This window comes from Mesorhizobium sp. Arg314 (assembly GCF_053714275.1).
This window is the reverse complement of the sequence record NZ_JBSKBP010000001.1, coordinates 245,704-264,642: the sequence shown is the minus strand read 5'-3', so window position 1 is coordinate 264,642 and position 18,939 is coordinate 245,704. Positions and strand designations below refer to the sequence as shown.

General features: G+C 64.2%; 18 protein-coding genes and 1 tRNA gene. 8 read left to right on the top strand and 11 right to left on the bottom strand.

Annotation, left to right across the window (positions count from 1 at the left end; all coding sequences use genetic code 11):
• Positions 1-23: 23 nt before the first annotated feature.
• The 6 genes from ACWGS9_RS01190 to ACWGS9_RS01165 all read right to left on the bottom strand — a co-directional run bounded on the left by ACWGS9_RS01190 (position 24) and on the right by ACWGS9_RS01165 (position 4,562).
• Complete coding sequence (locus tag ACWGS9_RS01190; protein WP_454503506.1) at positions 24-854, bottom strand: hypothetical protein; 831 nt, start codon at positions 852-854, stop codon at positions 24-26.
• A 193-nt stretch (positions 855-1,047) separates the two neighbouring features.
• Positions 1,048-1,121: transfer RNA gene (locus ACWGS9_RS01185), tRNA-Gly, on the bottom strand.
• A 56-nt stretch (positions 1,122-1,177) separates the two neighbouring features.
• Positions 1,178-2,611 carry a sensor histidine kinase gene (locus tag ACWGS9_RS01180; RefSeq protein ID WP_454503505.1) on the bottom strand — a complete coding sequence of 478 codons (1,434 nt, stop codon included), beginning with the start codon at positions 2,609-2,611 and terminating at the stop codon, positions 1,178-1,180.
• Positions 2,608-3,282, bottom strand: coding sequence for a response regulator transcription factor (locus ACWGS9_RS01175; protein ID WP_454503504.1), 675 nt, complete (start codon positions 3,280-3,282; stop codon positions 2,608-2,610). Before ACWGS9_RS01175 ends, ACWGS9_RS01180 begins: the two co-directional genes overlap by 4 nt.
• Before the next feature lie 111 nt (positions 3,283-3,393).
• The gene (locus ACWGS9_RS01170; RefSeq protein WP_454503503.1) at positions 3,394-3,783 is read right to left on the bottom strand and encodes a hypothetical protein; all 390 of its coding nucleotides are present in this window, start codon (positions 3,781-3,783) and stop codon (positions 3,394-3,396) included.
• Positions 3,784-3,947: 164 nt separating this feature from the next.
• A complete protein-coding gene (locus tag ACWGS9_RS01165; RefSeq protein WP_454503502.1) occupies positions 3,948-4,562 on the bottom strand; it encodes an outer membrane protein in 615 nt (204 codons plus the stop codon).
• A gap of 37 nt (positions 4,563-4,599) precedes the next feature.
• Between ACWGS9_RS01165 and ACWGS9_RS01160 the strand changes: the two genes are divergently transcribed.
• Both ACWGS9_RS01160 and ACWGS9_RS01155 read left to right on the top strand, forming a co-directional pair.
• A complete protein-coding gene (locus tag ACWGS9_RS01160; protein ID WP_454503501.1) occupies positions 4,600-4,968 on the top strand; it encodes a hypothetical protein in 369 nt (122 codons plus the stop codon).
• Positions 4,950-5,219 (top strand): DUF6460 domain-containing protein, encoded by a 270-nt coding sequence (locus ACWGS9_RS01155; protein WP_224714515.1) that lies wholly within the window; start codon positions 4,950-4,952, stop codon positions 5,217-5,219. The genes ACWGS9_RS01160 and ACWGS9_RS01155 overlap by 19 nt, the downstream gene beginning before the upstream one ends.
• A gap of 97 nt (positions 5,220-5,316) precedes the next feature.
• On the opposite strand, the gene ACWGS9_RS01150 is transcribed toward ACWGS9_RS01155, so the two are convergent.
• Complete coding sequence (locus ACWGS9_RS01150) at positions 5,317-6,219, bottom strand: histone deacetylase family protein (RefSeq protein ID WP_454503500.1); 903 nt, start codon at positions 6,217-6,219, stop codon at positions 5,317-5,319.
• A 186-nt stretch (positions 6,220-6,405) separates the two neighbouring features.
• Here ACWGS9_RS01150 and ACWGS9_RS01145 point away from each other — a divergent pair, with 186 nt between their 5' ends.
• Positions 6,406-7,740 (top strand): MATE family efflux transporter, encoded by a 1,335-nt coding sequence (locus ACWGS9_RS01145; protein ID WP_454503499.1) that lies wholly within the window; start codon positions 6,406-6,408, stop codon positions 7,738-7,740.
• On the opposite strand, the gene ACWGS9_RS01140 is transcribed toward ACWGS9_RS01145, so the two are convergent.
• Together ACWGS9_RS01140 and ACWGS9_RS01135 are read right to left on the bottom strand one after the other, a co-directional pair.
• Positions 7,733-8,812, bottom strand: coding sequence for a quinone-dependent dihydroorotate dehydrogenase (locus tag ACWGS9_RS01140; RefSeq protein WP_454503498.1), 1,080 nt, complete (start codon positions 8,810-8,812; stop codon positions 7,733-7,735). The two genes, ACWGS9_RS01145 and ACWGS9_RS01140, sit on opposite strands and share 8 nt — an antisense overlap.
• Complete coding sequence (locus ACWGS9_RS01135) at positions 8,809-9,156, bottom strand: DUF952 domain-containing protein (RefSeq protein WP_454503497.1); 348 nt, start codon at positions 9,154-9,156, stop codon at positions 8,809-8,811. Before ACWGS9_RS01135 ends, ACWGS9_RS01140 begins: the two co-directional genes overlap by 4 nt.
• A 110-nt stretch (positions 9,157-9,266) precedes the next feature.
• On the opposite strand from ACWGS9_RS01135, the gene ACWGS9_RS01130 reads away from it, so the two are divergent.
• A complete protein-coding gene (locus tag ACWGS9_RS01130; RefSeq protein WP_454503496.1) occupies positions 9,267-9,701 on the top strand; it encodes a hypothetical protein in 435 nt (144 codons plus the stop codon).
• Between the two features lie 187 nt (positions 9,702-9,888).
• A complete protein-coding gene (locus tag ACWGS9_RS01125) occupies positions 9,889-10,548 on the top strand; it encodes a response regulator transcription factor (RefSeq protein ID WP_454503495.1) in 660 nt (219 codons plus the stop codon).
• 285 nt (positions 10,549-10,833) lie between these two features.
• On the opposite strand, the gene ACWGS9_RS01120 is transcribed toward ACWGS9_RS01125, so the two are convergent.
• Positions 10,834-14,319 (bottom strand): PAS domain-containing hybrid sensor histidine kinase/response regulator, encoded by a 3,486-nt coding sequence (locus ACWGS9_RS01120; protein ID WP_454503494.1) that lies wholly within the window; start codon positions 14,317-14,319, stop codon positions 10,834-10,836.
• Positions 14,320-14,559: 240 nt separating this feature from the next.
• Here ACWGS9_RS01120 and mscL point away from each other — a divergent pair, with 240 nt between their 5' ends.
• The gene (mscL, locus tag ACWGS9_RS01115; RefSeq protein WP_454503493.1) at positions 14,560-14,982 is read left to right on the top strand and encodes a large conductance mechanosensitive channel protein MscL; all 423 of its coding nucleotides are present in this window, start codon (positions 14,560-14,562) and stop codon (positions 14,980-14,982) included.
• Positions 14,983-15,082: 100 nt separating this feature from the next.
• On the top strand, positions 15,083-16,249 hold the full coding sequence (locus tag ACWGS9_RS01110; protein WP_454503492.1) for a pyridoxal phosphate-dependent aminotransferase: 1,167 nt from the start codon (positions 15,083-15,085) through the stop codon (positions 16,247-16,249).
• Positions 16,250-16,260: 11 nt separating this feature from the next.
• Here ACWGS9_RS01110 and hemA read toward each other — a convergent pair whose 3' ends face one another.
• Entirely contained in the window at positions 16,261-17,538 is a 1,278-nt protein-coding gene (gene hemA, locus ACWGS9_RS01105; protein WP_454503491.1) for a 5-aminolevulinate synthase, read from the bottom strand.
• A 334-nt stretch (positions 17,539-17,872) separates the two neighbouring features.
• Between hemA and galE the strand changes: the two genes are divergently transcribed.
• A complete protein-coding gene (gene galE, locus ACWGS9_RS01100) occupies positions 17,873-18,868 on the top strand; it encodes a UDP-glucose 4-epimerase GalE (protein ID WP_454503490.1) in 996 nt (331 codons plus the stop codon).
• The last annotated feature ends 71 nt before the right edge of the window (positions 18,869-18,939 follow it).

Sequence of the window (18,939 nt, the reverse complement as noted above, 5' to 3'; positions counted from 1 at the left end):
CGTTTAACCCTGGGGCAGGCGAATTATGCGGGCAGAGCCATCAAGATATCCAGGATGCTGCGTCGCTTAAGCGCAAGCAATTGCTGGCGGCGAGCCGGCTCCATGTCAATGTCGGTCGTGAAGCGGCTTTCGTGAAGCCAACTGTCGATACGCTCGAAAAGCGCTTCGTCCATTGCTACGCCGGCAGCGACTGTTGTCCGTTGATAGTCGGCCGCGCATAGATCTTCATTGCCGAGTTCCCGGTACAGACAGTGCCAATTCAGGCCGCCGGTATCAAATCCGTCGAGCCAGTCCCGACCGAAGTTGAGCCGATCTGTCAGCAATCGACCCAAGTTGAAAAAGGCGAAACCGGGCCATAGGTACCAGCGCTCATTCGGCGCCGTCCGAACCAAGCCCGCTACGGCCGCTTGATCAAGCATGCGGAAAGGATCTGTCTTGGCGGTCGGGAAAATATCGTGATCCAGAAAGCCGACCATGGAAGGCCGGTTTGCAAGAACGATATTCCTCCATGCCCAATTAAGGGCATAGCCATGCGATTTGCCCCCTTCCTTCTCTCGACTTATCCAAGGGTTGGCCGGCACCGCTACGAAAGCAACATCGGCCGCCGCGCAGATGTCTCGAATCGCGACCCTTGCCGTCGAGACGGTTGAGTTGTCAGCCACAATATGGATGGCCTCGGACACGTTTTTAGCGATCAGCCTGGTCTGCCACTCGATCACCTGGGGATCATTGAACCCGATCGTAATCAGGACTTTCCGGCCACGGATACGAGGAAGAGCCACCGGGCTGGCGTGCCTGGCCAGCGCAATTCGTTCCCGAACCTGATAGCGAGCATGATTCTTGCGGTCGACCAACGGCCGTAGCCTGAACCATTCGCGGACAGTATATTTCGATAGGGCGCGCGGCATGCTTCGCCTTGTATCCATCAGCGACCGAAACAACAACCATAAGCCGTGGTCCGAGCGGCTTGGAGTTCGCCTACGCGCAAGATGTGCCTCCGTGTCAACGGAAGCATGGCCGATATCGGGCTTAGATATTTGCGGAGACTGGAGCGGGTAGCGGGAATCGAACCCGCGCGTTCAGCTTGGGAAGCTGACAGGCTACCATTACATCATACCCGCGCGAGCCCTCGTTACCATGATGGCGCTGCCTCAAGCAATCGGCAAAACAGAACCGCTTATGACGGCAAGGTGGGCAGTTGCATACGCACGCGCGCACCTCGCCACCCGCAGCTCAATATCCTGATCGAGCCGCCATGCAGCCCGGCGATCTGCCGGGCGAGATTGAGGCCGAGGCCCGCGCCGCGCGACTGCGGCTGCAGGCGATAGAAGGGCTGGAACACATTTTCCCGCTCCTCCGGCGGAATGCCCGGACCTTCGTCGCGCACTTCGACGCCACCGCTCTCGTCGACGGCGACCGTGATCGCGCCGCTGCCGCCACCATGGTCGATGGCGTTGCGAACGAGGTTGGCCAGGGCGCGCTCGATCTGCAAGCCATTTGCGGCGACATGGACCTCGCCGGCCGGAGGCTCGAAGCCGAGGTCGTAGCCGGCTTCGATGGCCAAAGGCGCGAAGTCGGCTGCCACCTGGCGGGCAAGCTCGCCTAGATCGACGATCTGGCGTTCTTCGTCGGGGCGCTCGAGCAGTTGATGGTCGAGCAACTGCTGCGCCAGGTGCGACAGGCGTTCAATGTCCTGCAGCAAACGTTCGCTTTCGGGTTCCTTCTTCAGCAATTCGGCACGGGTGCGCAGAATGGCGATCGGCGTGCGCAGCTCATGCGCCGCATCGGTCAGGAAGCGGTTGTGCCGATCATAGCCGCGGGCCAACCGGGCGAGCGTCTCGTTGAAGGCCTGGACCAGCGGCGCGATCTCCTGCGGCACGCGCTGGACCGGCAGTTGCATGCCGCGCGTGTTGATGTCGATGCGCGCCGCCTGATCGGCCGTGTCGACTAGGCCGGAAAAGGATCTGCGTACCACCGCCGGCGTCGTCACCAGCGTGGTGATGCCCATGACCACGACGATCGGCAGAAGCAGAATGGCGATGATCAGCGCCAGGGCCGGCAAGGCCCGCTGCCAGTTGCGGCTGCCGTCCGGATTGCGGGCGACGTCGATCGTCGCCGAGATGTTGATTTCCAGCCCGTCGGTCTGCTCTCGCGACGAGCGGGTGGCAGCGATGATCTGGACTGGCCCGGCCTTGGTCGGGGCGTTCTCGACATAGGCTTCCGGGCGAAGGTCGTCCCTGGCGAACTCAAGCGTGGCATGATCGACCGCACCCAACAGCGCGCCGGGCGTGCCGGTGTAGACATCCGGCACAGCACCGGAACGGACGCTCTGTCCGGTCCTATCGCGAACGATGTACCAGGCATGCGGGAAGCTCTCTTGGAAGTGTCTCAACTCCTCCGTCTCGTGCACGACCAGCGTGCCGTCGCTGTTGCGGTCGATAGCGTCCTTCAACGCCGCCACGGCGGCCTCGTTGTCGACCAGCAGCCGCGGGTTGGCGACCCAAAGAGCCGCCGCGCAAAGCGCGATGAAGATAGCGAGCATAGCCGCCTGCAGCAGGATCAGCCGCCGTACCAGCACCCATTGCAGCGAACGCGGGCGCCGCTGCCTCATGGCACGGTCCTGAGCAGATAGCCGACGTTGCGGATGGCACGGATCTCGATGCCGGCGGCGACGTCTGCGAGCTTGCGGCGCAGCCGGGAGATATGGGCGTCCAGCGCGTTGGAGCCGATCTCGTCGTCGAGCGCATAGACGGCTTCTTCCAACACTCTGCGCATGACCGTGCGGCCTGGCCTGCGGACAAGCGTTTCGAGCACCAGACGCTCGCGCCGGGGCAGGTCGAGCACCCGGTCGCCCACCAACGCCTCGCGGTGGCCGAAATCATAGACGAGGCGGCCGGCCTCGATCCGGTCGGCGCGCAAGGTGAACTGGCGGCGATGCAGCGCGCGAAGCCGAGCGACCAGTTCCTCGGTGGCGAAAGGCTTGACCATATAATCGTCGGCCCCGGCATTCAGCCCGCCGACGCGGTCGTGGAGGCCAGCCATGGCCGTCAGCGCGATCACCGGTGTGTCGACATGCATGGCGCGCAGGCGAGGGATGAGGTCGAGGCCCTCGCCGTCGGGGAGGCGGCGGTCCAGCACGATCGCGTCGTAGGCTCCGACCCTGGCCATCATTTCGGCGTCGGCCAGCGTCGAGCTCCGGTCGACGATGAATTCCTGTCGCTCCAGCGCGGTCTTGAGCACTGATGCCATTTCCGGCTCGTCCTCGATCAGCAGGATGCGCATGGTGCAGTCTCCGTCGTCGGTTCGGCGGCGTCCGCCCTTTCTCGGCTGCCGGGCAGGCTGTAGATCGCGGGCCGATCGCGAACAAGGGCCAGCCAGAAGGCGGTGCTTAGCCTATTCGCACTCGAGCTTCGGCTTGCGGAAATTGGTGATGAACCAGCGGCTGCCCGATGCGCGGGCGTAGAACGTGTAAAAGCACTCCTGGCGTTCGACATAGCCGGGCGTCTCGGTCATCTCGTACTCGGTGCCGTGCTTGGTTTGATGCACCTCGCCGCTCGAAGTGCCGGAAACTACCTTGGCGGATATCTTGCGCCACTGATAGGCCCGCTCGCCCGGGCCGAGATCGACGACCGCGGTCGGCGGGCCGTAGTCGAGGACGACGGATTCGATCGGCTGTCCGACATAGTTCTTCATGATGTCCGAGGCGCAGGCGGACATGCCGGTGAGCGCCGCCGCGAGGAAAGCCTTCAGGATGAGGTTCCGGCCCCTGCTTGTCGTGAACATGGTCTGATTCCTGGGATCGAGATGCGTTCTGGCAGCTAGGCCATGAAAATTGCACCGACATTACGCGGAAGGTTCGGCGGCCAAGAGACGAAGAAAGGCAGTTTCCTGTGGTGGAGATCGGCGGGGCAGCCGCCACGGAAAACTGCTCTCCGGCGCGCCACGAGCTAGAAGCGGTAGTTGATCCCGGCCTTCAACTCCTGGCTGCCTATACCGGTCTTCGCTGTGCCGAAGGCCGATCTCGTTTCCACATTGGGTGTGCGGATGTAGTCGTATTCGATCTTGGCGGAGAGGCCGCCGGCGAAGGCCTGCTCGACACCTGCGCCGACCAGGTAGCCAAGCTTGCGGCTGTCGGTGTCGCGCACCCCGCCTGCCTTGTCGAATGTGGTCATCGCGACGCCGGCGGTGCCGAAGACCAGCGTCTGGTCGAAGGCGAGGCCCGCCTTGGCCTTGGCGGCGGCGCGCCATTTCTCCTTGATCTTGCCGCCCTCGACATTGTGCTCGGCGCCGCCGAGATAGGAGCCTTCTAGCTCGGCGCCGAACACGGCCGGACCCGTCTGTATGTTGTAGCCGGCCTGCAGCCCGCCGCTCCAGCCATTCCGGCCGGCAAACGGATTGGGCATCTTGGTGAAGGCCGTTCCGCCATGGACGCCGACATAGGCGCCGCTCCACTGGAAGGCGGGTGGATTGTTGTAGGTGGGGGAGAGGTCGGCGGCCATCGCCGTCCCGCTGAGACAGGCGGCAAAAGCCGCCGTAAGGGCAATCTTGGTTCGACAAAACACGTTCCACACTCCAAACGCATAGGCGCAGGGCATCGCCATGCGCGGATTGACCCGTGGAGTCGGCTCCTGGAATGACCGCTCCGGTTCGTTTGTCTCTCGCAGGCAACAAAATCTTCTGCCGCAAAGCGCCTGCCTTGCGGTCCGAACTTCCGTTGCGACGCACTGCTCGAAAGACCAGCTCTATCTGTCAGGCGAAAATTGCCGGCACATTGCGCGGGTCGGCAAAATGAAGATTTTTCTATTTATTTTCAGCGATTTGCTGCGTTTCTGTTTACGCAAAATTAAGCATTCGCGGCGGCCTGGACTGTCCTCCTGGCCGCTTGATGGCGGACAATCGAGTGCGTATTTCTGGGCTGCGCTGCCGAATCGGGCGGCTCGAACCGGAGAATGGCCTTGTCCGCACTGACGCGCTTTCTTGGCGACACGCCGCTCAGGGTGCTCCTGAAGCTGCTCGTGGTCTCTTTCCTCGTCGGCCTCGTCATGCATGCCTTCGGCTGGTCGCCGATGGATGTTTTCTATGGCATCCGCCAGTTCTTCGTCGATTTGTGGAATCTTGGCTTCCACGCCATCGACCGCTTCCTGGGCTATATCCTGCTCGGCGCCGCGATCGTCGTGCCGGTGTTCATCCTGCTCCGGATCGCCAGCTACAGGAAATAAGAGCATCCCGAACCGAAGGACCACGATCGCGAAAAGCGGTTGCCGGTTTTTGCTTCGCTGACCTCCGGTTCGGAAAGATCATGCTCAAGATAGATACTCAGGCGTGTTGGGCGGCCACCTCGAAGAGGATGGCATGACGCGCGGCCAGCGCCGGCACGTCGGTCGAGTAGCCGCCGCCGATGACGCCGCACAGCGGCACGCCGCGGTTGCGGAAGTGGCCGATGACCATGTCTTCGCGGGCCCGCAGGCCGTCGTCGGTCAGCGCCAGCCGGCCGAGCCTGTCTTCGGCGTGGACATCGACGCCGGCATTGTAGAAGACGATGTCCCAGCGCCTTTGCCCGGATAGTTCCGGCAGGATGGCGGCGAGCCGCTCGAGATAGGCGTCGGCGCCGGTGCCGTCCGGCAAGGCGACGTCGAGGTCCGAGGCGATCTTGCGCACCGGGTAGTTGCGCTCGCCATGCATTGAAAAGGTGAAGGCACGCGGTTCGTCCCTCAAGATGTCGGCCGTGCCGTCGCCCTGATGCACGTCGAGATCGACGACCAGGATGTTTTTCACGACCCCTTCCGCAAGCAGCGTCAACGAGGCGACGGCGACATCGTTGAAGGTGCAGAAGCCGGCGCCTTGCGCCCGCCGTGCATGATGGCTGCCGCCGGCGGCGTTGCAGGCAATGCCGTGTCTCAGCGCCAGCTGGGCCGCCAGCACGGTCCCGGCGGTGGCGAGCTGCGCCCGCAGCGACACGCGCGGGCCGATCGGAAAGCCGATCTCACGCTCGATTTTCGCCGGCACCCGGCAGGCGATCACCTGGTCGACATAGTCGCCTGCATGGGCAAGCTTCAGCCACGCCGCCGGCGCCGGCTCGGGCGTTGAAAGCGCGCCCGGCACAGCCAGGCCGCGTAAGCGCAAAGCCTCCATCAACAGCGGATATTTGCTCATCGGAAAGCGATGGTTGACGGCGAAGCCGGCGTCATAGTCGGGGTGATGGACGATCTGCAGCGGCATGGATCGGGAGGTCTGCGCCAGCCTGGAGCAATTCCAGGAAAAGTGTGAAACGGTTTTCCGTCCGGAATTGCGTAAGACCAGCAGAAAATTCGGTTGGCAGTTCGACGGATGGCGGTTGCGTGACGCCGGCAAACTGGGGCACATCGGTTCCTCGATCAAGCCGCAATCAGCCAGGAAGCAATCTCCTTGGATGCAACCCAAGCCAACGTCAGGTCCTTCGCCGTCACCAACCGTTCGGTGCTGGCGATCGCCGTGCCGATGACGCTTGCCTATCTGACGACGCCGCTGCTCGGCATCGTCGACACGGCGGTGGTCGGCCAATTCGGCGACGCGGCCCTGCTCGGCGGCCTGGCTGCGGGATCGCTGGTCTTCGACGTCGTCTTCACCACCTTCAATTTCCTGCGTTCGGGCACCACCGGCCTTGTCGCTCAGGCCTTCGGGCGCGGCGCTGCGCTGGAAGAACAGGCGGTGCTGTGGCGCGCCGTGCTGATCGCGGTCGTCGCAGGCGTCATACTTGCCGCCCTTTCGCCGCTCTTTGCCGTCGCCGGCCAATGGTTCATGGGCGCCGAGCCCCGCGTCGGCGCGGCGATGTCGGTCTATATCCGCATCAGATTGCTCGCCGCGCCCTTCTCGCTGATCAACTACGCCATACTGGGCTACGTGCTGGGACGCGGCGAAGGCGGGCTCGGCCTGATGCTGCAAGCGGTGCTCAACGGCATCAACATCGCGCTCTGCTTCCTGCTCGGCCTCGAGCTCGGCTGGGGCGTCGCCGGCGTCGCCTGGGCGACGGTTACGGGCGAATTCCTGGCCATGCTGCTTGGCCTCGCCATCGTGCTCAGCCGCTTCCGCAAGCTGGAGCGGCCCTCGCGCCGGCGCATCCTCGACCTGCCGGCCTACCGGCGCATGCTGTCGCTCAACCGCGACATCATGATCCGCTCCTTCTCGCTGCTTGCCGCCTTCGCGCTGTTCACGCGCCAGGGCGCGCAGTTCGGCACGGTGACGCTTGCCGCCAATGCCGTGCTGATGAATTTCTTCCTCATCGCCGGTTATTTCCTCGACGGTTTCGCCACCGCCGCCGAACAGCTCGCCGGCCGCGCCATCGGCGCGCATGCGCCCGCCCCGTTCCGGCAGGCGGTCCGGCTGACGCTGATCTGGGGTTTTGCCCTCGCCGGCATCGCCACGCTCGTCCTGCTGACCGCGGGCGCCGGTTTGGTGGCATTGGTGACGACGTCTCAAGAAGTCCGCGCCATCGCCGACACCTATCTGCCCTGGGCGGCTTTCACGGCGCTGAGCGGCGTGCTCGCCTTCCAGATGGACGGCGTTTTCATCGGCGCCACCTGGTCGCGCGACATGCGCAACATGATGCTGTTGTCGTTTCTCGCCTTTAGCGCCGCGCTCATCACCCTGGCCCCGGCCTTCGGCAACAACGGCCTGTGGGCATCGCTGCATGTCTTCCTGCTGGTGCGCGGCTTGAGCCTGCTGACGGTTCTGCGGCTGCGAGTGCGCACAGCGTTCAGCTGATCGGCTTTGCAGCCCAGAGCTCGCAAGCGGAGTCGCGCAGTTCCCCGATCGAGCCGAGCCGCTCGCGCTCCGCAAACCGCGCCATGCCGGCAACGATGCGGCCAGGCAGCGCCGGCCCGGCATAGATCATGCCGGTGTAGAGTTGGACGAGGTCGGCGCCGGCTCGGATCTTCTCCAACGCGGCCTCGGCCGAGTCGACGCCGCCGACACCGATGATGGCCATGTTCGGCCCGAGCAGCTTGCGCATCCTGGCGAGCACTGCCGTCGAGCGCTCGAACAGCGGCTTGCCCGAAAGGCCGCCGGTTTCGCCAGCGCTGGTCGTACTCCGCAATCCGGTCCGTGCAAGCGTCGTGTTGGAGACGATGACGCCGTCGATCTTCTTCTCGGCGACCTCGGCGGCGATGTCCTCGAGTTCCGCCTCGACGAGATCCGGCGCGATCTTGAGGAAAACCGGCGGCTGCGCTGCCGCTGCCGCACGCGCGGCCATCACCCGCGACAGCAATTCGCCGAGTTGCTCGCGCGCCTGCATGTTGCGCAGGCCCGGCGTGTTGGGCGAGGAGATGTTGACGGTGAGATAGCTGGCATAGGGCGCGAAGCGGGTGACGCCGCGCTCATAGTCAGCGATGCGGTCGGCGCTGTCCTTGTTGGCGCCGATGTTGACGCCGACGATACCCGGCCGTCCCTGGCGTGCGGCAAGACGCTTTTCGGCGGCCGCGTGGCCTTCATTGTTGAAGCCCAGCCGGTTGATCACCGCTTCGTCCGCCGTCAGCCGGAAGATGCGCGGCTTCGGATTGCCCGATTGCGGCAGCGGCGTGATGGTGCCGACCTCGGCGAAGCCGAAGCCAAGCCCAAGCAGCGCGTCCGGCACTTCGGCATTCTTGTCGTAGCCGGCCGCCATGCCGAGCGGATTCGGGAAATCGAGGCCGCAGAGACTGACCCTGAGCCGCGCGTCGTGCGGCGCCGCGGTGCCGACCGGCAGGCCGCAGCGCAGCGCCGCGATCGACATGCCATGCGCTGTTTCCGGATCGAAGGAGAAAAGCAGCTTCTGGCCGATCCGGTCGAGCACGCTCATTCGCCCTCCAGCGCCGGGAATTCGTGGCCGTTGGCGCCGAGCGGCAGCGGTTTCACCCAGAGAACGGCATCGAGAGCGAGCGGAGCATAGAGATGCGGAAACAGGGCGCCGCCGCGCGACACCTCGTATTTGAGCCCTTCGCCCAGCCGGTTCCCGTCGATGGCGATCAGCAGCAGGTCCGTCTGGCCGGCAAAATGCTTGGCCGCCGTCTCGCGCACTTGGCTCGCGGTGGAGAAATGGATAAAGCCGTCGGCAACGTCGATCGGCGCGCCGGTGAAGCGCCCGTTCGTCTCGGCTTCGCGCCAAAGCGCCTTGGGCGCGATCTTGTAGATAATCTGAGACATTGTCGCGCTATAGTCCGAAGCTGAAGCATGGGGAAGAGTTGAGCCGCGTTCTTCCCCATTTCAGGCGCAAAGCTATGACAGGCTGCGCATATTGGCTCATGGAGGACAACATGCGTCTTCAGCACATCCTTATCCCCGCGGCGCTCTGCTCGCTGGTTGCCGCTTCCGCCTATTCCGAAGAGACCGACCGCTACCGGCTGGAGAAGTCCGCCGACGGCTATGTCCGCATGGACACCCAGACCGGCGCCATGTCGATCTGCGAGGAGCGCTCCGGCCAGCTCGTCTGCAAGATGGCGGCCGATGAGCGTGCCGCCTACCAGGACGAGATCGACCGGCTGGACAAATCGGTCAAGGCGCTCGACACGCGTGTCGCCAAGCTCGAGAATTCGCTCTCCGCCCGGCTGGAATCGCAATTGCCCAGCCAAGAGGATTTCAACAAGACGATGGGCTACATGCAGCAGTTCTTCCGGACCTTCAAGGACATCGTCAAGGACATGGACAAGGAAGACGGAGACGGCGGCGCCAAGCTGAACCAGAAGACCTGAACCGGGGCGCAATTCCAGGAAAAGTGCACAGCGGTTTTCCGTCTGGAATTGCGCAAAACAAGAGCCGAATCGTTGGGAAAAACCCTTCGCACGGCCTTTGCCGCTTGAAAACGCGCCGCGCCGCCGCATAATCATTCTGGTCCCCGCAAGAAGCTAAAAAATCATGATGGGATCGGGGGAGGGATACTTGCCGTCGGGCCACACTTTCGTCATTGCCGACGACCATCCGCTTTTTCGCGGCGCCTTGAAGGAGGCGCTGGCCGGCATCGGCGACGTTGCCGCCATCCACGAAGCCGGCGATTTCGAAAGCGCCAAGGCGCTGGTGCTAGCCAATGAGGATGTCGACATGGTGCTGCTCGACCTGTCGATGCCGGGCGCCAGCGGGCTTTCCGGCCTGGTCTCGCTGCGCGGCATCCATCCGGCAGTGCCGCTGGTAGTGGTGTCGGCGCATGACGATCCCGTCACCATCCGCCGCGCCCTCGATCTCGGCGCTTCCGGCTTCATCTCCAAATCGGCCAGCATGGAGGAGATACGCAGTGCCGTGCAGGCGGTGCTTGCCGGCGATATCGCCGCGCCTTCCGGGATCGAACTGGGCGTGGAGCGCGACCCGGAAATCTCCGACCTGATCAAGCGGCTGCAGGCCCTGACGCCGCAGCAGACGCGGGTGCTCGGCATGCTGGCGGAAGGCCTGCTCAACAAGCAGATCGCTTATGAGCTCGGCGTCTCCGAGGCGACCATCAAGGCGCATGTCTCGGCCATCCTGCAGAAGCTCGGCGTCGACAGCCGCACTCAGGCGGTCATCCAGCTGTCGAAGATCGGCGGCGATCCGCTGCAGCCGGTCGGCTGATCGGTTCGCCTCAATCGGAGCGCTGAACCGCTGCCTGCCGCGCTAATGCATGTCGCCCAGAAGTGTACGCGGTTCTGGGACAACGACATGCATAAAAACAAGAACTTAAAGCGCGTCGCCTGAATCCGTTTCAGCGCGACGCGCTTTAGTCGTGCCTTGAAGATCGCAAAGCCGATCGCCGCCATGATCCGGACACCGATGTCGCCATAGAGCATCACCCGGCCGAAGCCGTTTGACAGCGCGTCGCGCGCGGCATTGTCCGGCGGTTGAGACTGCGGCTGGAGGTTACTCCGCGGCCGGCGCCAGCGGCCTGGCGCGTGCCATCATCGAGCGCAGCACGGCCGGCTTCAGTGGCTTGTTGACGACCGGGATGTCGAGCCGGCCGGCAGCCATGCGCACTTCGCTGGAGCGGTCGGCGGTGACCAGCACGCAGGGCAGATCCTGACCGTAGGCGGCGCGCAGCGTGGCGATCGCATCGAGCCCGCTGCTGCCGTCGAGATGATAGTCGGCAAGAACGAGGTCCGGCTTTGGCGCGTCGGACTTCAGGAGATCGCCTGATCCCGAAGCCGTCTCGACACGGCAGCCCCAGCCTTCGAGCAGCAGCCGCATGCCGTCGAGGATGCGCGCGTCATTGTCGATACAGAGCACATTGAGCCCGGCAAGCGTGGAGGCGGAGCGCGCCGGCGCCTTGCCGATCTCACGCGGCGGCGCCGCGACCGCCGCGACCGGCAGGAGGACGGAAAAGCGCGTGCCTTTGCCAGGGTTGGAGGAGATGCGGATTTCGAGTCTCAGCACGCGGGCTATGCGGTCGACGATCGAGAGCCCCAGACCAAGGCCTTCGGCCTCGCGCGCGCCTTCGTCGAGCCGCGTGAACTCATGGAAGACCGTGTTCAGCTTGTCGCCGGCAATGCCGATGCCGGTGTCGATCACCTGGATTTCCGCCAGTTCGCCGCGCCGCCTGACACCCACCAGGATGCGGCCCTCGCGCGTGTATTTGATCGCATTGGAAACCAGGTTCTGGATCAGCCGGCGCAACAAATTGCGGTCGGTCATGACGCCGAGCGAGGACGGTATGATCTTGAGCTCGAGCTTCTTTTCGGCGGCAAGCGGGCGGAAATCATTGCCGATCTGGCCGAGCAGCCCGCCGAGGCTGAAGGCGGTGTCCTCGGGTTTCATCGCGCCGGCGTCGAGCCGCGAGATGTCGAGCACCGCGCCGAGGATGGTCTCGACCGACTCCAGCGAGGACTCGATGTTGACCGCCGCCTTGCCAGCCGGCCCCTTGCCGGTCTTTTCGATCAGCGACGAGCAATAAAGCCGGGCGGCGTTCAGCGGCTGCAGGATGTCGTGGCCGGCGGCGGCGAGGAAGCGCGTCTTGCCGAGGTTGGCCTCCTCGGCCAGCATCTGCGCCTGCGCCAGTTCCTCGTTGACGCGGGTGAGCTCCACGGTGCGGGTCTTGACCCGCTGCTCCAGCGATTCATTGGCCCGCTTCAGCGCCAGGTCCTGTTCGACCCGGCCGGAAATATCGGCATAGGTGGCGACGATGCCGCCGTCGGGCATCGGGTTGGAGCGCAACTCCAGGATGCGGCCGCTGGTTTTCAGTTCCATCTGCCATGGGCCGGCGAAACTGGTCAGCCGGTTGAGCATCGTCACGCGCTGGTCGGCGGGAATATCGCCGCGCTCGGCGAGATGGCGCAGGATCCGGTCCAGCGAAACACCAACCTGGCCCATTTCGTCCGGCAGGTCGAACAGCAGCCGGTATTGCCGGTTCCAGCAGATCAGGCGGAAATCACGGTCGAAGACGGTGATGCCTTGCTCCATCTGGTCGAGCGCGATCTGAAGCAGGTCGCGATTGTGCTGCAGCGCCTCGGTGGCGTCGTCGAGCAGCTTGAAGGCGTCTTTTGAATCGCGGTCGTTGCGGCGGAAGAGAAGCGACAGGATCAGCCGCGCCGAGGACGAACCGACGGCGCTCGCCAGCAATTGCTCCGAGAGGCGTATGACATCCATGCTCGCCTGCTCCTTGCCGTGCAGGGAGACGTTGGCGCTCTTTTCGAAGGACTGGAAGGAGCGCTCCGTGCGCTCGACGCCGAGATAGCGCGAAATCGTGTCCTTCAGGTCGTTGACGGTGACGGCGGTGCGAAAGCGCCGCAGGCTTGGCATCGGGCTGGTTTCGCGCGGCACGAAGATCGCCGCCTGGATGCGCTCCAGCGGCACGGACGCGCGGGAGAGGGAGCCGAGGACAAAAAACAGCGCGTTGACCGAGAGGCTCCACAGCACGCCGTGATTGAGCGGCTGGCCGACGGTGCCGAACAGCGCCTGCGGCCTCAGCGCCTCGAAGCCGAACAGGCCGTGCTGGAGGATGCCGGCGTTGGGGCCGGCGAGCGACGGCAGGAGCAGTGTGTAACCCCAGACCGCGATGCCGGCGACCATGCCGAGCGCGGCGCCCCGGCCGTTGGCGCGGCGCCAGATCAGCCCGCCGATCAGCGCCGGCGCGAATTGCGCGATTGCCGCGAACGACATCAGGCCGATCGACGACAGCCGCGCCCTGTCGGTGCTCTCGCGATAGTAGAGGAAGGCGATGAACAGCATGATGAAGATCGACGCGCGCCTGACGTTCAGGATCAGCGTCGACCAGTCCTCGTTCTCCGAAGCGCTGGTCTTGAGCACGCGGCGCACAAACAGCGGGATGACGAGATCGTTGGAGATCATGATCGACAGCGCGACGCTCTCGACGATCACCATCGCGGTCGCCGCCGACAGGCCGCCGATGAAGGCGGCCATGGCGAGCAGATCGTGGCCGCTGAGCAGCGGCAGCGACAACACATAGAGATCGCTGCTGGTCTTGGTGCCGACCAGGGACAGGCCGGCAAAGGCGATCGGCAGCACGAAGAGGTTGATCGCCACCAGGTAGAGCGGGAACACCCATGTCGCCGTGCGCAGCTCCGCTTCGCCGCGGTTCTCGACGATGGTGACGTAGAACTGTCGTGGCAGCATCAGGACGGCAAAGCCGCTCAAGCCGGTCAGCACCAGCCAGGTGGCCAGAGAGGTGCTGTAGCTCATTGCCTGGCGCACCTGGCCGTTTGCGGCGAGCTTGGCGAACATGTCGCCGGGGCCGCCGAAGATCAGGAACGTCACCATCAGGCCGATGGCGATGAACGCGGCGAGCTTGACCACGGTCTCGACTGCCACCGCCAGAACCAGCCCGTCCTGATGTTCCGTGGCGTCGGCATGGCGGGTGCCGAACAGCACCGCGAACAGCGCCAGCAACATCGCCACCACCAGCGAGATATCGCTGACGAACGGATCGAAAGAGGGCGGCGAGCCGGTATAGTGCTCGACCATCAGGCTGACGGAGCCGGAGATCGCCTTGAGCTGCAGCGCGATGTAGGGCACCGCGCCGATGGTGGCGATCAGCGTCGCGATCGCCGCGACGGTGAAGCTCTTGCCGTAGCGGGCGCCGAGGAAGTCGGCGATCGAGGTGATCTTCTCGCTTTTTGCCAGCCTGATCATGCGGTTGAGCAGCGGGAAGCCGAACACGAAGACCAGCACCGGGCCGGTATAGATGCCGAGGAATTCGAGGCCGCGCTCGGAGGACAGGCCGACCGAGCCGAAAAATGTCCATGACGTGCAGTAGATGGCGAGGCTGAGCGCGTAGATGAAGGGCCGTGCCCGGCCCAACCCGATCGTGGCCGAACGCCGGTCGCCGACGCTGGCGATGGCGAAAAGCAGCGTCACATAGGCGATCGCGATGATGACGACGAACCAGCCTTGCACGGTCCGCACTTCCTCCCTGGCCGGTCTCCTATCCGGCTAGCTAGACGCAATCATAGCTTAGGGCCTAAGTCCATCGCGGCTTTTGGCGCATATCCCGTTGATGACGCTGCCTAAACATAAACTGGTGCTCTCGTCGTTTTTCCGGTTTTGCAACCGGGGGTTTTTGTTATTGTGAGCCCGGGCCGGTGCCGAAGGACACTGGAGAGGCGGCAGCGCGGCCCGTGATGCAAGGAGGGTCGAATGCTGAAAGAATTCCAGGAATTCATCTCCAAGGGCAATGTGATGGACTTGGCCGTCGGCGTCATCATCGGCGCTGCTTTCGGCAAGATCGTCGAATCGCTGGTCAATGACATCATCATGCCGATCGTCGGCGCGATCTTCGGCGGACTGGATTTCAACAATTACTTCTTCGGACTGTCCTCGAACGTCCATTCGGCGGCGCTGGCCGATGCCAAGAAAGAGGGCGCGGTCTTTGCCTATGGCAGCTTCATCACCGTGGTGCTCAACTTCGTGATCCTTGCATTCATCATCTTCCTGATGGTCAAGGCCGTGAACAATATGCGCAGGCGGCTTGAGCGCGAAAAGGCCGCCCCTGCTGCCGCGCCGCCGCCGGCCGACGTCGCGTTGCTGACCGAAATCCGCGATCTTCTGGCCAAGAAATAGGTCTCGCGAGCATTCTGGACCAAAACCCTGGTCGTCGCGGCTGGGGTTTTCTCTTTGGCGATCTGGTAAGAGCGCTGGCGAGACGAATACGGATTTGTCCATGACCATCATCCAGACATTGCGCCCCGAAGCCCTCGCGGCGCCTGAAAGCGGCATCGTCGCCGTCGTCAACCACGGCCGCTTGCGCGAAGGACTGATCCCGCTGTGGGCCGGCGAGGGCGATCTGCCGACGCCTTCTTTTATCAGCGATGCCGCTGCACGCGGGCTCGCCAATGGCGAGACGTTCTACACCTGGCAGAAGGGCATCCCCCAGCTCAGGCAGGCGCTCTCCCGCTACTACGCCAGGCATTTCGGCAAGACCTTTGCCGAGGAAGAGTTCATCGTCACCGCCTCCGGCATGCATGCCATCCAGCTGGCCGTCGACGCGATCGCCGGCAGCGGCGACGAGGTGATCTACCTCTCGCCCGCTTGGCCGAATTTCGCCGCTGCCGCCGGTGTGGCTGGCGCCGTGCCGGTTCCGGTCACGCTCGACCAGTCCGGCAATGGCTGGTCCTGCGATGTCGACAAGATCGCCGCGGCGATCACATCCCGCACGAAGCTGTTGTTCATCAATACGCCGTCCAACCCGACCGGCTGGACCGCCGACAAGGAGACCCTCCAGGCGATCCTCGATCTTGCTCGCCGAAAGGGCCTGTGGATCATCGCCGACGAGATCTATTCGCTGTTCCACTATGGCCATGGCCGCGCGCCGTCCTTCCTCGACATTGCCACGCCCGAAGACCGCATCCTCTTCGTCAACAGCTTCTCCAAGAACTGGGCGATGACCGGCTGGCGCGTCGGTTGGATCAAGACCCATCCGGCCTTGCAGCAGGTGTTCGAAAACCTGATCCAGTATTCGACCTCGGGGGTAGCGCAGTTCATGCAGCGTGGCGCGGTCGCCGCCCTCGACGAGGGTGACGGCTTCATCGGGAGCCAAGTCGAGCGCGCGCGGGCCGCGCGCGATCTCGTCTGCGATATCCTGGGTGCCACCGGCAAGGCGCGCTTCACCGTGCCACAGGGCGCCTTCTATCTGTTCTTCACGGTCGACGGCATCACCGATTCCCGCGCCGCCGCCTTCGACATCGTCGACAGCGCCAATGTCGGCCTGGCGCCCGGCACCGCCTTCGGCCCCGGCGGCGAAGCCTTCCTCAGACTATGCTTCCACCGCCGCCTCGATCAGCTGGAGGAAGCGGCGCATCGCCTGGCGAAATGGATGAAGACGGTGTGAGCGAAGCGGCTTCAGCCGCCTGACTTCGGCACCAGCAACGGAATGATGCGGTCGCTCTTGGCGACGGCGGGACGGCCGGAGCCGGCATAGGGAATGCCCAGCGCGTCCCAGGTCTCGACCAGCGCGTCTTGCAATTCGGCGATCAGCGCATCCGAATGGAACGGCGTCGGCGTGATGCGCAGCCGCTCGGTGCCGCGCGGCACGGTCGGATAGTTGATCGGCTGGATGTAGATGCCGTGCACGCCAAGCAGCCGGTCGCTCGCCATCTTGCAAAGCTCGGGATCGCCGACCAGCACCGGCACGATATGGGTGGCCGATTCCATCACCGGCAGGCCCGCCGCGGCGAGAACCTGCTTGGTCGTGGCCGCCTGGCGCTGCTGCGCGTCGCGCTCGGCCTGCGAGCGCTTGAGGTGCCGGATCGAGGTGGTGGCGGCGGCCGCGATCGCCGGCGGCAACGCGGTGGTGAAGATGAAGCCCGGCGCATAGGAGCGCACCGCGTCGATCACAGCACTCGTGCCGGTGATGTAGCCGCCCAGCGTGCCGAACGCCTTGGCGAGCGTGCCCTCGATGATGTCGATGCGGTCGGCCAGCCCTTCGCGCTCGGTGATGCCGCCGCCGCGCGGTCCGTACATGCCGACAGCATGGACCTCGTCGATATAGGTCATGGCGTTGTAACGCTCGGCGAGCTCGACGATCTGCCTGATCGGCGCGATGTCGCCGTCCATCGAATAGACGCTTTCGAAGACGATCAGCTTGGCGCGCTCGCGGCCGGCCGCCTGCAGCAGGCTTTCCAGATGCGCCACGTCGTTGTGGCGGAAGATCTTCTTTTCGGCGCCGGAGCGGCGCACGCCTTCGATCATCGAGGCATGGTTGAGCTCGTCCGAGAGCACCAGGCAGTTGGGCAAGAGCCTGGCAATGGTCGAGATCGAGGCCTCGTTGGAGACGAAGCCGGAGGTGAAGACCAGTGCCGCTTCCTTGTCATGCAGGTCGGCGAGCTCGTGCTCGAGTTCGACCAGCGGGTTCGAGGTGCCGGAAATGTTGCGGGTGCCGCCAGCGCCCGAGCCCATCTTGCCGGCAGCGTCCTGGAAGGCGGCGATGACATCGGCATTCTGGCCCATGCCGAGATAGTCGTTGGAGCACCATACGGTGATTTCCTGGGCGCGGCCGTTGGAACGCCAGATGGCGCGCGGGAACTTGCCCACCATGCGCTCGAGGTCGGCGAAAACGCGGTAGCGGCGCTCCGCGTGGAGCTGGTCGATCGCATCTTCGAAGAACCGCTGGTAGTTCATGTCGACTTCCCGATTTTTGGGCCGGATCATAGTCACTGCCCCATTCCGCGTCCACCGGACCCAACCGGTCAAAATGCCACGCCCCGGCCCTGTTCCTAACGATGCCGGATCGTGGCCTATTCCCGGCTGTTTGACGCAGTTTTGTTTCAGTACGATGCCTCAGGCGGGAGGAACTGTTACGGGTTTAACATTGGGAGGGAATGCATGTCGCCCAAAAGTGCGCAGCGGTTTTGGGAGGACGACATGCATCAAACAATACAGGCTTGCGGCGGGGTTTCCAGCAAGGCGACTGTTTGAGACAGTTTCCGATAAATCTTGATCAGCGAGGTAGATGATGACGGTTTTGGTGACAGGCGGTGCCGGTTATATCGGCAGCCACATGGTCTGGGAGTTGCTGGACGCCGGCGAGAGCGTCGTGGTGCTCGACCGGCTTTCCACCGGCTTCGAATGGGCGGTGGCCCCGGAAGCAAAGCTCGTCGTCGGCGATGTCGCCGATCGCGACCTGGTCGGCGGGATCATCCGCGAAAACAAGGTCGATGCCATCATTCATTTCGCCGGCTCGATCGTGGTGCCGGAATCGGTCGCCGACCCGCTCGGCTATTACGAAAACAACACCTGCAAGACCCGCACGCTGATCGAGACCGCCGTGCGCGAGGGCGTGCCGCATTTCATCTTCTCCTCCACCGCCGCCGTCTATGGCGGCGCCGGACTGGAACCGGTGCGCGAGGATGCGCGGCTGGCGCCGGAATCGCCTTATGGCCTTTCCAAGCTGATGAGCGAATGGATGCTGCGCGACGCGGCGCTGGCGCACGACATCCGCTATACGGCGCTGCGCTATTTCAACGTCGCCGGCGCTGATCCCAGGGGCCGCAGCGGACAGTCGACGCCCGGCGCCACGCATCTCATCAAGGTCGCCTGCGAGACCGCGCTCGGCAAGCGCCCCTTCATGCAGGTCTTCGGCACCGACTATCCGACGCCGGACGGCACCTGCATGCGCGATTACATCCATGTCAGCGATCTCGCCGCGGCGCACCGGCTGGCGCTGCAGCGGTTGCGTGACGGCGGCGAGAGCCTCGTCGCCAATTGCGGCTATAGCCACGGCTATTCGGTGCTCGAGGTGATCGACAGCGTGCGCCGAGCCTTCGGCCATGATTTCGACGTGCGCATGGGGGACCGCCGGCCGGGCGACGCCGCCGCCGTGGTCGCCAATTCCGAGCTTGCCCGCAAGGAGCTCGGCTGGACGCCGCAGCGCGACGATCTCGACCTGATCGTCAATGACGCGCTGGCATGGGAACGCATCCTGACCAGCAAGAACTCGGTTCGAAGCTGAGCAATTCCAGGAAAATTGTGTAGCGGTTTTCCGTCCGGAATTGCGTAATGAGACTGACCTGTTGGGCCAAG

Excerpts from the sequence above, each read along its gene's own strand:
- ACWGS9_RS01180 (WP_454503505.1), bottom strand. The coding sequence starts at position 2,611 with ATGAGGCAGCGGCGCCCGCGTTCGCTGCAATGGGTGCTGGTACGGCGG.
- ACWGS9_RS01175 (WP_454503504.1), bottom strand. The coding sequence starts at position 3,282 with ATGCGCATCCTGCTGATCGAGGACGAGCCGGAAATGGCATCAGTGCTC.
- ACWGS9_RS01170 (WP_454503503.1), bottom strand. The coding sequence starts at position 3,783 with ATGTTCACGACAAGCAGGGGCCGGAACCTCATCCTGAAGGCTTTCCTC.
- ACWGS9_RS01160 (WP_454503501.1), top strand. The coding sequence starts at position 4,600 with ATGCGCGGATTGACCCGTGGAGTCGGCTCCTGGAATGACCGCTCCGGT.
- ACWGS9_RS01155 (WP_224714515.1), top strand. The coding sequence starts at position 4,950 with ATGGCCTTGTCCGCACTGACGCGCTTTCTTGGCGACACGCCGCTCAGG.
- ACWGS9_RS01150 (WP_454503500.1), bottom strand. The coding sequence starts at position 6,219 with ATGCCGCTGCAGATCGTCCATCACCCCGACTATGACGCCGGCTTCGCC.
- ACWGS9_RS01140 (WP_454503498.1), bottom strand. The coding sequence starts at position 8,812 with ATGAGCGTGCTCGACCGGATCGGCCAGAAGCTGCTTTTCTCCTTCGAT.
- ACWGS9_RS01135 (WP_454503497.1), bottom strand. The coding sequence starts at position 9,156 with ATGTCTCAGATTATCTACAAGATCGCGCCCAAGGCGCTTTGGCGCGAA.
- ACWGS9_RS01130 (WP_454503496.1), top strand. The coding sequence starts at position 9,267 with ATGCGTCTTCAGCACATCCTTATCCCCGCGGCGCTCTGCTCGCTGGTT.
- mscL (WP_454503493.1), top strand. The coding sequence starts at position 14,560 with ATGCTGAAAGAATTCCAGGAATTCATCTCCAAGGGCAATGTGATGGAC.
- ACWGS9_RS01110 (WP_454503492.1), top strand. The coding sequence starts at position 15,083 with ATGACCATCATCCAGACATTGCGCCCCGAAGCCCTCGCGGCGCCTGAA.
- hemA (WP_454503491.1), bottom strand. The coding sequence starts at position 17,538 with ATGAACTACCAGCGGTTCTTCGAAGATGCGATCGACCAGCTCCACGCG.
- galE (WP_454503490.1), top strand. The coding sequence starts at position 17,873 with ATGACGGTTTTGGTGACAGGCGGTGCCGGTTATATCGGCAGCCACATG.